The sequence below is a fragment of the Arthrobacter sp. U41 genome (assembly GCF_007679325.1).
In the GTDB taxonomy this organism is placed as follows: Bacteria; Actinomycetota; Actinomycetes; order Actinomycetales; family Micrococcaceae; genus Arthrobacter.
In genome coordinates this window covers 1,848,794-1,861,576 of the sequence record NZ_VEGI01000001.1, presented here as the reverse complement: position 1 = coordinate 1,861,576, position 12,783 = coordinate 1,848,794, and the positions used below count along the sequence as shown (strand labels likewise).

The 12,783-nt window shown below is 66.8% G+C and carries 10 protein-coding genes and 1 tRNA gene; 5 read left to right on the top strand and 6 right to left on the bottom strand.

Annotated features, from left to right (window positions below; all coding sequences use genetic code 11):
* Positions 1-58 precede the first annotated feature (58 nt).
* Together FS787_RS08680 and FS787_RS08675 are read left to right on the top strand one after the other, a co-directional pair.
* On the top strand, positions 59-1,522 hold the full coding sequence (locus tag FS787_RS08680; RefSeq protein WP_144671756.1) for an amino acid permease: 1,464 nt from the start codon (positions 59-61) through the stop codon (positions 1,520-1,522).
* A gap of 223 nt (positions 1,523-1,745) precedes the next feature.
* Entirely contained in the window at positions 1,746-5,273 is a 3,528-nt protein-coding gene (locus FS787_RS08675) for a bifunctional proline dehydrogenase/L-glutamate gamma-semialdehyde dehydrogenase (protein WP_144671755.1), read from the top strand.
* 128 nt (positions 5,274-5,401) lie between these two features.
* On the opposite strand, the gene FS787_RS08670 is transcribed toward FS787_RS08675, so the two are convergent.
* Positions 5,402-5,698, bottom strand: a complete 297-nt coding sequence (locus tag FS787_RS08670; protein WP_144671754.1) for a hypothetical protein — start codon at positions 5,696-5,698, stop codon at positions 5,402-5,404.
* Positions 5,699-5,994: 296 nt separating this feature from the next.
* Positions 5,995-6,849, bottom strand: a complete 855-nt coding sequence (locus FS787_RS08665) for a LysR substrate-binding domain-containing protein (RefSeq protein WP_144671753.1) — start codon at positions 6,847-6,849, stop codon at positions 5,995-5,997.
* 138 nt (positions 6,850-6,987) lie between these two features.
* On the opposite strand from FS787_RS08665, the gene FS787_RS08660 reads away from it, so the two are divergent.
* Positions 6,988-8,361 carry an MFS transporter gene (locus tag FS787_RS08660; RefSeq protein ID WP_144671752.1) on the top strand — a complete coding sequence of 458 codons (1,374 nt, stop codon included), beginning with the start codon at positions 6,988-6,990 and terminating at the stop codon, positions 8,359-8,361.
* 100 nt (positions 8,362-8,461) lie between these two features.
* On the opposite strand, the gene FS787_RS08655 is transcribed toward FS787_RS08660, so the two are convergent.
* The 3 genes from FS787_RS08655 to FS787_RS08650 all read right to left on the bottom strand — a co-directional run bounded on the left by FS787_RS08655 (position 8,462) and on the right by FS787_RS08650 (position 9,991).
* Positions 8,462-9,610, bottom strand: coding sequence for a N(5)-(carboxyethyl)ornithine synthase (locus FS787_RS08655; protein WP_395940321.1), 1,149 nt, complete (start codon positions 9,608-9,610; stop codon positions 8,462-8,464).
* Positions 9,611-9,618: 8 nt separating this feature from the next.
* Positions 9,619-9,768 carry a hypothetical protein gene (locus tag FS787_RS17975; RefSeq protein ID WP_186329116.1) on the bottom strand — a complete coding sequence of 50 codons (150 nt, stop codon included), beginning with the start codon at positions 9,766-9,768 and terminating at the stop codon, positions 9,619-9,621.
* A gap of 149 nt (positions 9,769-9,917) precedes the next feature.
* A tRNA-Gly gene (locus tag FS787_RS08650) sits at positions 9,918-9,991 on the bottom strand.
* A 277-nt stretch (positions 9,992-10,268) separates the two neighbouring features.
* Here FS787_RS08650 and FS787_RS08645 point away from each other — a divergent pair.
* Positions 10,269-11,255: a PaaX family transcriptional regulator C-terminal domain-containing protein gene (locus FS787_RS08645; protein WP_260982457.1), complete on the top strand. Its 987-nt coding sequence runs from the start codon at positions 10,269-10,271 to the stop codon at positions 11,253-11,255.
* A 25-nt stretch (positions 11,256-11,280) separates the two neighbouring features.
* Here FS787_RS08645 and FS787_RS08640 read toward each other — a convergent pair whose 3' ends face one another.
* Positions 11,281-11,682, bottom strand: a complete 402-nt coding sequence (locus FS787_RS08640) for a RidA family protein (RefSeq protein WP_144671750.1) — start codon at positions 11,680-11,682, stop codon at positions 11,281-11,283.
* Positions 11,683-11,883: 201 nt separating this feature from the next.
* Between FS787_RS08640 and FS787_RS08635 the strand changes: the two genes are divergently transcribed.
* A complete protein-coding gene (locus FS787_RS08635; protein WP_144671749.1) occupies positions 11,884-12,750 on the top strand; it encodes a fumarylacetoacetate hydrolase family protein in 867 nt (288 codons plus the stop codon).
* Positions 12,751-12,783 lie beyond the last annotated feature (33 nt).

Here is a 12,783-nt window from a genome sequence, read left to right as displayed (position 1 = left end):
AGTTACCCCCATCACAGGGTGGATTGATGGGCGCCACACCTATACGCGGGAGACCCAGATGGCAACGAAAGACATAGACAGGTCGGTCATGCGGCGCAAGCCCATCGACGACATCGAGGAAGAGAGCCTGCACAGCGGCCTGATGAAGAGCCTGGGGTTCTGGCAGCTGACGGCCATCGGCGTCGGCGGCATTATCGGCGTCGGCATTTTCTCCCTGGCGGGCCTCGTGGCCCACGGCAGCGAGACCGAACCCGGCGTCGGCCCAGCAGTGCTGTTTTCCTTCCTGATCGCGGGCCTCGCCTCCGCGGCGGCCGCCCTGTCCTACGCGGAATTCGCCGGCATGATCCCGCGGGCGGGATCCGCCTACACCTATGGTTACGTGGCGCTCGGCGAAATCATCGGCTGGTTCATCGGCTGGGACCTTCTGCTGGAGTACATCGCGATCGTGGCCGTCGTGGCGATCGGCATTTCCGGCTACTTCGACGCTTTCCTGTCCGGCATCGGCATCAACATGCCTGTCTGGATGACGTCGACGCCGGATGAAGGGCTCGGCGGCATCGTCAACATCCCGGCGATCGCCGTCTGCCTGCTCGTGACCTGGATACTTTCCCGCGGCACCAAGACCTTCGGACGGTTCGAGCTCATCGCCGTCGCGATCAAGGTCATTCTGATCCTGTTCATCATTGGTCTTGGCGTCTTCTACATCGATACCGGAAACTACAACCCGTTTATGCCCAGCGGCTTCGGTCCGGTGGTGGCGGGAGCCGCCACGGTGTTCTTCGCCGTGTTCGGGTATGACGCGATGAGCACCGCCGCGGAAGAGGCGAAGGACGGCAAGAAGCACATGCCGAAGGCCATCATCATGTCCCTCATCATCGCGATGCTCCTGTACGTCGCTGCCACCCTGGTGCTCACCGGCATGCAGAACTACCAGGAGATCGACCCCAAGGCCGGCTTCGCCTCCGCATTCAACAGCGTGGGCCTGCCGGTCATCGCCACCATCATCTCGGTCTTTGCCGTGCTGTCCATCCTGACCGTGATGCTCACCTTCCTGCTCGGCGTCACCCGCGTCTGGTTCTCGATGAGCCGCGACGGGCTGCTCCCCGGCTGGTTTGCCAAGACGGACAGCCACGGCACACCGCAGCGCGTCACCTGGATCGCCGGGATCGGCTCCGCCCTGCTGGCCGGCGTGTTCCCGATCAAGGCCGTCGCCGACCTCACCAACATCGGCATCCTGGCCGCGTTCGTCGTCGTCTGCACCGCGGTCATCGTGTTCCGCTACAGGAAGCCCGATGCCCCGCGCACTTTCCGGCTTCCCCTGATGCCGCTGGTTCCGGCGTTTGGTGTGCTGGCCTCGGCGTTCCTGATGCTCCAGCTTCACTGGGAGACCTGGGCCCGCTTCGGCGTCTGGCTGATCATCGGCCTGGTCATCTACTTCGGCTACGGCCGCAAGCATTCCCTGATGAACCCGGACAGCCCGCGGCACGAGGAGCTCGTGGAGATGCACCGCCCCCTCAAGTAGCCGCGTACCACCCGAGATGCGCTATCACCTTTGGTTCCCATTCAGGACTTTTGGGAGCCAAAAGTGATAGCGCATCCGTGTGTTTGGGGCGGTTGAGGCCGCTCCGTGAAAGTTCGATTTTGCTAACCAGTATTGCTCGGAAAACATCGCTTTATCTTATGAAAATCCGGTCGCATACTGAATCTTGAACGGTCCACATTTTGAGAAAGAACGAGTACCAGCCATGACCAAGATTTCAACGGAGTCCGGCGTGCACCCTGGCAACGGGGCCGGACACGCACCCGTTTCGGAAGGCTCGCCGGTCCTTGAGGCCGCGGCCCTCGCCGAGGAGACCATCGGGCTGGTACGCCGCTGGCTCACCGAGGCGGCGAAGGTCCCGGTCGACGCCTCCGCCGAGCAGCTCGCCGGTGTGTTGAAGGATCCCAACGGACTGGACTTCACAGTCGGGTTCGTCGACGGGGTCGTCCGCCCCGAGGACCTGCAGGTCGCCGCCCGGAACCTCGCCGCACTGGCCCCGAAAGTCCCGGCCTTCCTGCCCTGGTACATGCGCAGCGCCGTCCGGCTTGGCGGCACCGTGGCTCCGGTGCTGCCGCAGGTGGTCATCCCGATCGCCCGCCGTGTGCTCCGTGAAATGGTGGGCCACCTCATCGTCGATGCCACCGATGCCAAGCTGGGCCCCGCCATCGCGAAGATCCGCAAGGACGGCATCAAGCTCAACGTCAATCTCCTGGGCGAGGCCGTGCTGGGCGAACACGAGGCCTCCCGCCGTCTCGAGGGAACCCACAAGCTCCTGTCCCGGCCCGACGTCGACTACGTCTCCATCAAGGTCTCCTCCACCGTTGCCCCGCACTCGGCGTGGGCCTTCGATGAGGCCGTGGAGCACGTCGTGGAGAAGCTCACGCCGCTCTTCGAGCGCGCAGCCTCCTTCGCCAGCGGTGGGCAGGCCAAGTTCATCAACCTGGACATGGAGGAGTACAAGGACCTGGACATGACCATCGCGGTCTTCACCCGGATCCTGGACAAGCCCGAATTCAAGGACCTCGAGGCCGGCATCGTGCTGCAGGCCTACCTGCCGGACGCGCTCGCCGCCATGATCCGCCTGCAGGACTGGGCCGCCGCCCGCCGCGCCAACGGCGGCGCCGCGATCAAGGTCCGCGTGGTCAAGGGCGCCAACCTGCCGATGGAACAGGTCGAGGCATCCCTGCACGACTGGCCGCTGGCCACCTGGAACACCAAGCAGGACTCGGACACCAACTACAAGCGGGTTATCAACTACTCGCTGCACCCGGACCGGATCCGCAACATCCGGATTGGCGTCGCCGGCCACAACCTCTTCGACATCGCCTTCGCCTGGCTGCTCGCCAAGCAGCGCGGCATCGCGGATACCGCACAGCAGGGTATCGAATTCGAGATGCTGCTGGGCATGGCCCAGGGTCAGGCCGAAGCCGTCAAGAAGGACGTCGGCTCGCTGCTGCTCTACACCCCCGTGGTCCACCCGGCCGAGTTCGACGTCGCGATCGCCTACCTGATCCGCCGGCTGGAGGAAGGCGCCAGCCAGGACAACTTCATGTCCGCGGTTTTCGAACTCAGCGAGAACGAAGCATTGTTTGAGCGCGAGAAGCAGCGTTTCCTCGCCTCCCTGGCCAAGCTCGACGACGAGGTTCCGCCGCCCAACCGCCGGCAGAACCGCAGCCTGCCGGCCGAGCCGATGCCGCACGACTCGTTCAGGAACACACCGGACACCGACCCCTCGCTGCCGGCCAACCGCGACTGGGGCCGCGCCATCCTGGAGCGGGTCCCGTCCTCCACCCTCGGCAATGCCGCCGTCGAGGCCGCCACGATCAACGACGAGGCCACCCTCAACGCGGTCATCGACACCGCCATCGAGAAGGGCAAGGCCTGGGGCGCGCTCTCCGGTGACGAGCGTGCGGCGATCCTGCACCGCGTCGGCGATGTCCTGGAGGCCCGCCGCGCCGACCTCCTCGAGGTCATGGCCAGCGAAACCGGCAAGACCATCGATCAGGGCGACCCGGAAGTCAGCGAGGCTGTCGACTTCGCGCACTACTATGCCGAATCGGCCCGCAAGCTCGACCACGTCGACGGCGCCACGTTCGTCCCCGCCAAGCTCACTGTGGTGACGCCGCCTTGGAACTTCCCGGTGGCGATCCCGGCCGGGTCCACCCTGGCGGCCCTCGCCGCCGGGTCCGCCGTCGTCATCAAGCCCGCCAAGCAGGCGCGGCGCAGCGGTGCCGTGATGATCGAAGCGCTTTGGGAAGCCGGCGTCCCGCGCGACGTGCTCACCATGGTCCAGCTGGGCGAGCGTGAGCTGGGCCGGCAGCTGATCTCCCACCCGGCGGTGGACCGCGTGATCCTCACCGGCGGCTACGAGACGGCGGAACTGTTCCGTTCCTTCCGCCCGGACCTGCCGCTGCTGGCCGAGACCAGCGGCAAGAACGCCATCATCGTCACCCCGAGCGCCGACCTTGACCTCGCGGCCAAGGATGTGGCGTACTCCGCCTTCGGCCACGCCGGGCAGAAGTGCTCCGCGGCCTCGCTGGTGATCCTGGTGGGATCGGTGGCCAAGTCCAGGCGCTTCCACAACCAGCTGATCGACGCCGTCACCTCGCTCAAGGTGGGCTACCCCGAGGATCCCGCGAGCCAGATGGGCCCGATCATCGAACCCGCCAACGGCAAGCTCCTCAACGCACTCACCACCCTGGGCGAAGGCGAAAGCTGGGCCGTCGAGCCCCGGAAACTGGACGGCACGGGCAAGCTCTGGAGCCCGGGCGTCCGCTCCGGCGTCCGCCGCGGGTCCTACTTCCACCTCACCGAGTTCTTCGGCCCCGTCCTGGGCGTGATGACCGCGGAAACCCTTGAGGAGGCCATCGCCATCCAGAACCAGATCGAGTACGGGCTCACCTCCGGGCTGCACTCGCTGAGCCCGGAGGAAGTGGGCCTCTGGCTGGACACCGTCCAGGCCGGCAACCTGTACGTCAACCGCGGCATCACCGGCGCCATTGTGCAGCGCCAGCCCTTCGGCGGCTGGAAGAAGTCCGCCGTCGGCGCCGGCACCAAGGCCGGCGGGCCCAACTACCTCGTCGGCCTCGGCGACTGGGTCAGCGCGCCCAGCACCGCGACCGGAGCCCCCGCTCACGCGGGTGTCCGCCGGATCGAACAGGCGGCCCGGGACTTCCTGGACGCCGTCGAGCTGGAATCGCTGGAGCGCGCCCTGGCATCCGACGCCCTTGCCTGGACCGAGGAATTCGGCACGGCCAAAGACGTCTCCGGGCTGAGCGCCGAACGGAACGTTTTCCGCTACCGCGCACTGCCGGTCGCGGTGCGGCTTTCCGAGGGCGAGCCCCTCGCCCGGTTGGTCCGTACGGTCTCTGCCGGTGTCCTGGCGGGCTCCGCGCTGACGGTGTCCTCCGCCATCGAACTCCCGGCCCGGCTGCGCACCGTGCTCTCCGGACTTGGCATCGATGCCACCGTGGAGAACGACGCCGACTGGCTGGCCTCCGCGGGCAGGCTCGCCGGCACGGCCAGGCTTGCCCCTTCACGGATCCGGCTGATCGGCGGTGACGCCAAGGCCCTGGCCGAGGCAACCGGCGGACGTCCCGACCTGGCGGTCTACTTCCACCCGGTCACCGAAGCCGGCCGCGTTGAGCTGCTGCCGTTCCTGCACGAGCAGGCCATCAGCATCACGGCGCACCGCTTTGGTACGCCCAACTTCATCTCGGACGGCCTGATCTAGGACAGGCCCGCTGTTCTGAATCCTCACGGGGAGACGCAAACGAGCCGGGCGGCCACCCTCCAATGGTGGCCGCCCGGCTCGTTGTCTGTGGGAGCTCGTTTGCCCGCGGGAGTTCGTCGCCCGCGTCCTCAGCCGAAATACCAGCCGGGCGGAACCCACGAGGCGGGCACCGCGTGCGCGGAGAAGTCGTCGCAACCGGAGCAGAAGTACGTGACTTCGCCCAGTTTGTTGATGGAGCCGTCCCTGTGGTGGGTTGCCGGGACAAAAGTCTCAAGGAAGATGAACTCGTCGGTCCCGCAACGCTCGCAATACGGGCTGCCGACGTACTCGGCCTCGACCAGCGTGGTGGGATGCGGGTCAAGGCGTCCCAGGCTGGGGTGTTGGGCGGCGTTGCCGCGGTGTACTGCCTGAGTGAATTTGCCCACGGGCTTGAGGCTGCGGGCTGTGGATGTTGCCGGAGTGTGGGGTCGGTTTATGGCTGGCGTCATTGTCGGCCTATCCCGAACGCTTCCGGAGGGCCGCCGCACGGCAGGCACACAGGACAGCGTTCGTTACTCGAATCGTTGTCATTAGGCCTCTGCTTGACCTTCAACACCCCAAGGATATGCCAGGAATCCGAGTGGATCAATGGTATGCGTAAGTACGCAATCCGAGTAGGTACATCGGCGAGTACGCAGGCCGCGGAGAGTAGCGTCCCGGCTGCATCGACGCCCCGCGGGGCTCACGCAGGGCGTTTCAGGGTCCGGCCCGCGATCGTCTGGGTCAGGGCTTCGATCACCTCAGTATTGGCCAGCGGGTTGCGGATCAAGGTGAAATCGACGTCGCCCACCGGCGGCAGATCGAAGCGCCGGGTGATGATTTTCAGGTCCTCCGGCACCAGCGAGGCCGGCATGACCGCCACTCCGATGCCGGCCCGGACCGCGGCCAGCACGCCGCTGATCTGCCGCGTGGTGCAGGTGATGCGCCAGGTCCGGCCGGCGGATTCGAGGGCGTCGATGGCCAGTTTCCGGCTCAGGCTGGGGGAGGGGTAGGCAATCAGCGGCACGGACTCGGCCGGGTCCAGCGAGGTCTGTTCCAGGCCCACCCAGGCGAAGGAGTCCTGCTGCACCACCGTGCCGTCCTTGGCCCCGGCCACCCACTTGACGAAAACGAGGTCCAGTTGGCCGGCGTTGAGCCGCTTGTAGAGCTGGTCGCTCTGGCCCACGGTGAGTTCCAGGTTGATCTGCGGGTAGACCTGCCGGAACTCCCGCAGGATCCTCGGCAGGCCCGTGATGGCAAGGTCGTCCGCCGTGCCGAAGCGCAGCCGGCCGCGCATGGCCGATCCGGAGAAGTAACGGGAGGCGGCGTCGTGGGCGGAGAGGATGCTGCGGGCGAAGCCGGCCATCGCATCCCCGTTGTCGGTCAGGCGCACATCCCGGGTGTCCCGGGCCACCAGGATCCGCTTGGCTGCGGTCTCAAGCTTGCGCACATGCTGGCTGACCGTCGGCTGCGCGAGGCCAAGGCGCTCGGCGGCCTTGGTAAAGCTCAGCGTTTCGGCCACTGCCAGGAAGGATCGCAGCTGTGCTGGTTCGAACATGCGGGCTCCTGACCTGCGGCGAACTGGCGCCGCATTGCGTTCCGTAATGCTAGTTATGCGGTGGATAATCTTCCATAATCCGCTGCGGCCAGCCTAGCGTTAAGGCATCCCACTCACCCGCTCCTTGAGGACTTTTTCGTGGCACCCCCTCCGCCGTTAGAGGCCAACGTCATTTCACTGCCGGACACCAACACCGCCCCGATCGCCGTCGTCAACCAGCCGCTGCCGTGGCGGCACACCTTCATTTCGTTGAAGGTCCGCAATTTCCGCATCTTTGCGATCGGGCACTTCATTGCAGTCATCGCCCTGTGGATGCAGCGGATTGCCCAGGACTGGCTGGTGCTCCAGCTCTCCGGTTCCGTCACCGCCGTCGGGATTACGGTGGCACTGCAGTTCCTGCCCTCGCTGATCCTTGGCCCGTGGGCAGGCATGATGGCGGACCGCTTCGCGAAGCGCAAGATCCTGCTGCTGTGCCAGTCAGTGGCCGCGGTGCTGGCGGCCATCCTCGCGGTGCTGGCGCTCACCCAGCGGATCGAGGTCTGGCACGTCTACGTGATCGCCCTGGCCCTGGGCCTGGTCACGGTGCTGGACCAGCCCGCCCGGCAGGTCTTCGTCAACGAGCTGGTGGGGCCGGCCTACCTCCGGAACGCCATCAGCGTGAACTCCACAACGTTCCAGCTCGGCGGCCTGATCGGTCCTGCGCTCGCCGGGCTGCTGCTCACGGCTGTGGGCGCCGGCTGGGCGTTCGCCGCCAACGCCGCCGCCTGCTGCTCCACCGTTGCGATGCTGCTCACGCTGCGGAAGGACCAGCTTTACATCAGCGCCCCGGCACCCAAGCGCAAGGGCATGCTGCGGGAAGGCCTGGACTATGCGCTGAGCAAACCCACCATCTACTGGCCGTGGCTGATGGCCGGTTTTGTTGCGGTGTTCGCAATGAGCCTGCCGGTGCTGCTGGCCGCCTTCGCGGACCGCGTGTACGACGCCGGCGCCGGCGGCTACGGCCTGCTCAACGCACTCGTGGCCCTCGGTGCGCTGGCCGGGGCGATTACCTCCGCCCGACGGCGCGAACTGCGCCTGCGCTCGGTGATGCTGGGGGCCGGTATGTACGGGCTGATGCTGTGCCTGGCCTCGCTGGCACACTCCATGCTGTGGTTCGGGGCGGCCATGGTGCTGGCCGGGTTCTGGTGCCTCATGTTCCTGACCGCGGCCAACCAGCTGGTCCAGATCAGCTCCAACATGGCCATCCGCGGACGCGTTATGAGCCTGTACATCATGGTTCTGATCGGTGGGCAGGCCATTGGCGGGCCGATGATCGGCTGGCTGGCCGAGCATGTGGATCCGCACACAGCCATCCTGGTCTCCGGCGGGGTGCCGGCACTCGCAGCGGCGACGGTCGCCGTCGTGCTGGCACGCAAGGATCAGCTGATGCTCAAGGTGGACCTGAAAGACCGGCGCAGGCTGCTGAAGATTGTCCGGACCCAGGGCCGGCCGGGGGCGGCTGCCACGCCATAGCTTTCGACGCCGGTTTCCGCACCGGATTCTGCACCGAATTAGGACAGCCGCTGCGTGGATCCACGCAGCGGCTGTCCTAATTCGTCGCGGAAAACCCAAACTAGAGCGTCAGCGGCACGTGCGGGTACTCCGCTCCCCGCTGCTGGAACTGCAGCACATCCGGGTTGAGGACCACGCCGTCGCGGATTTCGATCGCGCGGCGGATGGTCTCGTTCGCGGTCCATGCGTCGGGGCCGGTGATCACGGTTTCCAGGAACGGCAGCAGCGCTTCGCTGATCTCCCAGCTGGACGAGTTCCACAGGTAGGACGGGCTGTGGTCCACCGCGTAGTAGTCGATGTGGTCCCCCACCTTGAACATGGGCTCGGCAAACGTGGTGGTTTTCGCCCAGCTGAAGCCCATGCCCTCGTCGCAGGAGACATCCACAATCAGGCTGCCGGGCCGGAACGCGTTCAGGTCCTCGGTGCGCAGGTACGTCAGCGGCGCGTTCGGGTCCTGCAGGGTGCAATTGACCACGATGTCGCGCTCGGCGAGGAACGGGGCGAGCGGCACGCGGCCGCGCTCGGTGATGACCTCGCTGAGGAACGGCGCTTTGTCGGCGTGGTCGAACTGCGCGATCCGTACCGAGTGGATGGGGGAGCCCACCGCAGCGACGCCGCGGTTGGTCAGCACCTGGACGTCGTGGATGCCGTGGGCGTTGAGGGCCGTCACCGCGCCGCGGGCCGTTGCCCCGAAGCCGATCACAACGGCGCTGAGGCGCCGGCCGTAGTCGCCGGTGGAACCGGTCAACGCCAGGGCGTGCAGGACCGAGCAGTAGCCGGCCAGCTCGTTGTTCTTGTGGAACACGTGCAGGCCGAAGCCGCCGTCGCTGGCCCAATGGTTCATCGCCTCGAAGGCGATAAGGGTGAGCTTCTTGTCGATCGCCAGCTGGGTCACGGCCCGGTCCTGGACACAGTGCGGCCAGCCCCAGAGGACCTGCCCGTCCCGCAGTTCGGCGAGGTCTTCGGGCTGCGGTTTGGGCAGGAGGACGACGTCGGCCTCGGCCAGCAGCTGCGCGCGGGGGACGATACGGCCCACCAGCGGGGCCAACTGGGCGTCCGCGACGCCGAAACGCTCGCCGTAGCCCTCCTCCAGCATCATCTGCTGCCGGAGCTCCGGGGCGATGCGGTCCAGGTGGAGGGGATGGATCGGGAGGCGCCGCTCGTCAGGCTTCCGCGTGCTGGCCAGGACTCCCAGAGTGAGAAGGTTCACGGTGCCGCTCACTTCTTTTTGGGACTCGCCGGCTTGGAGCTGGTGGCCTTTTCCAGGGAGCTGGGCGGCGCTGCGGCGTTCCTCTTGTCGGCGCGCTTTTCCTTGATGGACTTGCCGGATTTTTTGGATGCTGCTTGACGGGGGGACTTGTCAGCCATGATCGCTCCTGTAGCGGAACCGAAGAGGTTCCTGACTTCGAACGATACAGGTAGTGACCTAACGGCCCGGGAGAGCTCCGCAGGACGGGGTTGTGCAGGGGGAAGGGCTACCCGGTCAGGTGCTGCAGGGTGACGTCCTGCGGGGGAGTTGGAGCGGCTGACGGGAATCGAACCCGCGTATCAAGCTTGGGAAGCTAGCGCTCTACCATTGAGCTACAGCCGCAGTGGGACTGGCCGGAATACTGGACCTGGTCCCGGGGAACAACGAGATTTACCTTACCCCAGCCGCGGGCGTTCTCCGAACAGGTCACGCGGTGGAAACCGCGGGCCGCACACTCCTCCGAACGGGCGGGGCTGCCCGGGCTGAACCACGGCAGGGCTCCACCAGCCGTACCTCTCGCCGGACCTGCCCGCGTCAGCCAGCGGAGCGTCTTGGCCGCAGGGGCGCCCGGACCTCTATAGCCTAGATCCATGAATGTTCTCCCAAGGGAAGGCCGACGGTGGTAAATAACCCCGCGCTGCCGCTGGACCCCGAAGTGGCCGTCGAAACGGGCCCCGAAACGGGCCCAGAAGTGGATCCCGAAACGGACGCCGAAACGGACGCCGGCCAGGCCGGCGGAGGCGCCGTTCCCCGGCCGACCCCGCGGCACCAGCAGCTGATCGTCACGATCTACGGCCTTTACGGACGCTCCAACGGCGGCGCGCTGCCTGTCTCGGCGCTGATTTCCATGCTGGACGATCTCGGCGTCGAATCTTCCGGGGTGCGGTCCTCCGTGTCGCGGCTCAAACGCCGCGGCGTGCTGGAAAGTGTCAGGCAGGGCGGAGTGGCCGCCTACCGGCTGGCCCCCAACCTGGAGGATGTTTTCCAGGAGGGCGACCGCCGCATCTTTTCGCCGCGGCGGGCGACGGCGGCCGACCGCTGGCTCCTCATCGCCTTCTCCGTCCCGGAATCCCAACGCCACCTCCGCCACCAGCTGCGCAGTACGCTGACGCGGATGGGCTTCGGCTCCGTGACGCCCGGGCTCTGGATTGCCCCGGGGAACACCTATGAGGACATCAGCCACCAGCTGGAGCGGGCAGGGCTGACCGAATACGTGGAGTTCTTCAAAGCCGAGCACCTGACCGCCGGGGACGTCAAGGACAAGGTCTCCCGCTGGTGGGACCTGCCCGCCCTTGAATCGCTCTACGCGGAATTTATCGAACGCTTCGCTCCCGTGCTGGAGCGCTGGGAATCACCGGGCGCGCCGCCGTCCGGGTCCGACGCCGACCGGGCCGCCTTCGCGGACTACGTCCAGCTGCTCACCCAGTGGCGCCGGCTGCCGTACCTGGATCCGGGACTGCCGGAGGAGTTCCTGCCGCCGGGCTGGCACGGGCTAACCGCGGAGCGGATCTTCGCCGAACTGCACCGCATCCTGAACGGCCCGGCCCGCCAGCATGCCGAGCGGCTGCTGGGGGCCGCAGGCGGGTCCGGTTCCGCCCAGGCGTAGCCCTCAGTCGGAGTCCTAACCCGTCCTAGCCCTGGCCAGACACAACGGCGATCGCCTGGATCTCGATCAGCGCCTCGGCCTGCCAGAGCCGCGTAACGCCGACGCCGGCCATCGCGGGATAGTCGGTGCCTGCCATCTCGCGCCAGATCCGCCCGATTTCGCGGCCGTTCTTCTGGTAGTCCTCGACGTCGGTCAGGTAGATCGTGACGTTGACCAGGTCAGAAGGCATGCCCCCGGCTTCGGCCAGGGTGGTGAGGACATTGGAGAAACACTGGCGGAACTGCTCCACGATGCCGCCGGGAACAATGTCCCCGTTGCTGTCCATGGCCGTCTGGCCGCCCAGGTACACCGTGTTGCCGGCCAGGATGCCGTGGGCGAAGCCGGAGGGCTTGGCCAACGCTGCGGGGTTGATGACCTTGTGGTTCATGGTGGCTCCTCATTGAGTCGGCGGTAATCGAGCGGGCGGGGTTCTGAAAAACGGTCTACCCAAACCGGTGAATCCGTGTTAACTTGAGCATATGTGACGACCGTAAAAATGTCGACATACCCACTGGGGATGGCGCAGCGGACACGTCACCGGGACCGGCAAAGGAGCCGGTCCCGCCGTCGAACCGGAAGTGAAGAAATCATGCGCCTTGCGACCGTCATTACGGCAGCCCGCGACGACAAGGATGGCCTGGCCACCCGTGCCGCCGTCCAGTCCGGGGACCGTTTTGTACTCCTGCCCGCAGAGGACCTCAGCGAACTGCTGGGACGTGCCGGCTGGCGTGAACAGGCGGAGGCCGCCGTGGCGGAAGCCGCCGGCGGCGCCCCGCACGAGTCCATCCCCGCCGGCGCCGCCCGGTTTGCCACCGTGCTGCCGCGTCCGTCCAAGGTCATCTGCTGCGGACTGAACTACGCGGACCACATTGCGGAGATGGGCCGGGAGCTGCCGGAATACCCCACGCTGTTCGCCAAGTACGCGGACACGCTGATCGGCGACGGCGAGGTCATCGACGCCGCCGGGCATGGCGCCCGGCTGGACTGGGAAGCGGAACTGGCCGTCGTCGTCGGCGCCCCGCTCAAGGACGCCTCGCCGGAGGAAGCCGCGGCCGCGATCGCCGGCTACACCGTGGCGAACGACATCTCCATGCGGGACTGGCAGAGCCGCACCCTGCAGTGGTTCCAGGGCAAGGCCTTCGACCGCACCACCCCGCTGGGGCCCGTGCTGGTGACCCCGGATGAATGCGACCCCGAAGCCGGCGTCCGGGTCCGCTGCCTGGTCAACGGCGAAGAGGTCCAGAACGGCAACACCAAGACGCTGGTCTTCACCGCGGCCGCGCTGCTGTCCTACATCTCCACCTTCACCCGGCTGAGCCCCGGTGACGTCGTCCTCACCGGCACCCCGGGCGGCGTCGGCATGGGGGCCAACCCGCCGCGCTTCCTGCACGACGGCGACGTGGTCACCACCGAGGTGGAGGGCATCGGCACGCTCACCAATACCGTCCGTCTCTAAGCCGCCACGAGCCACCAAACCGACCGCCCTATA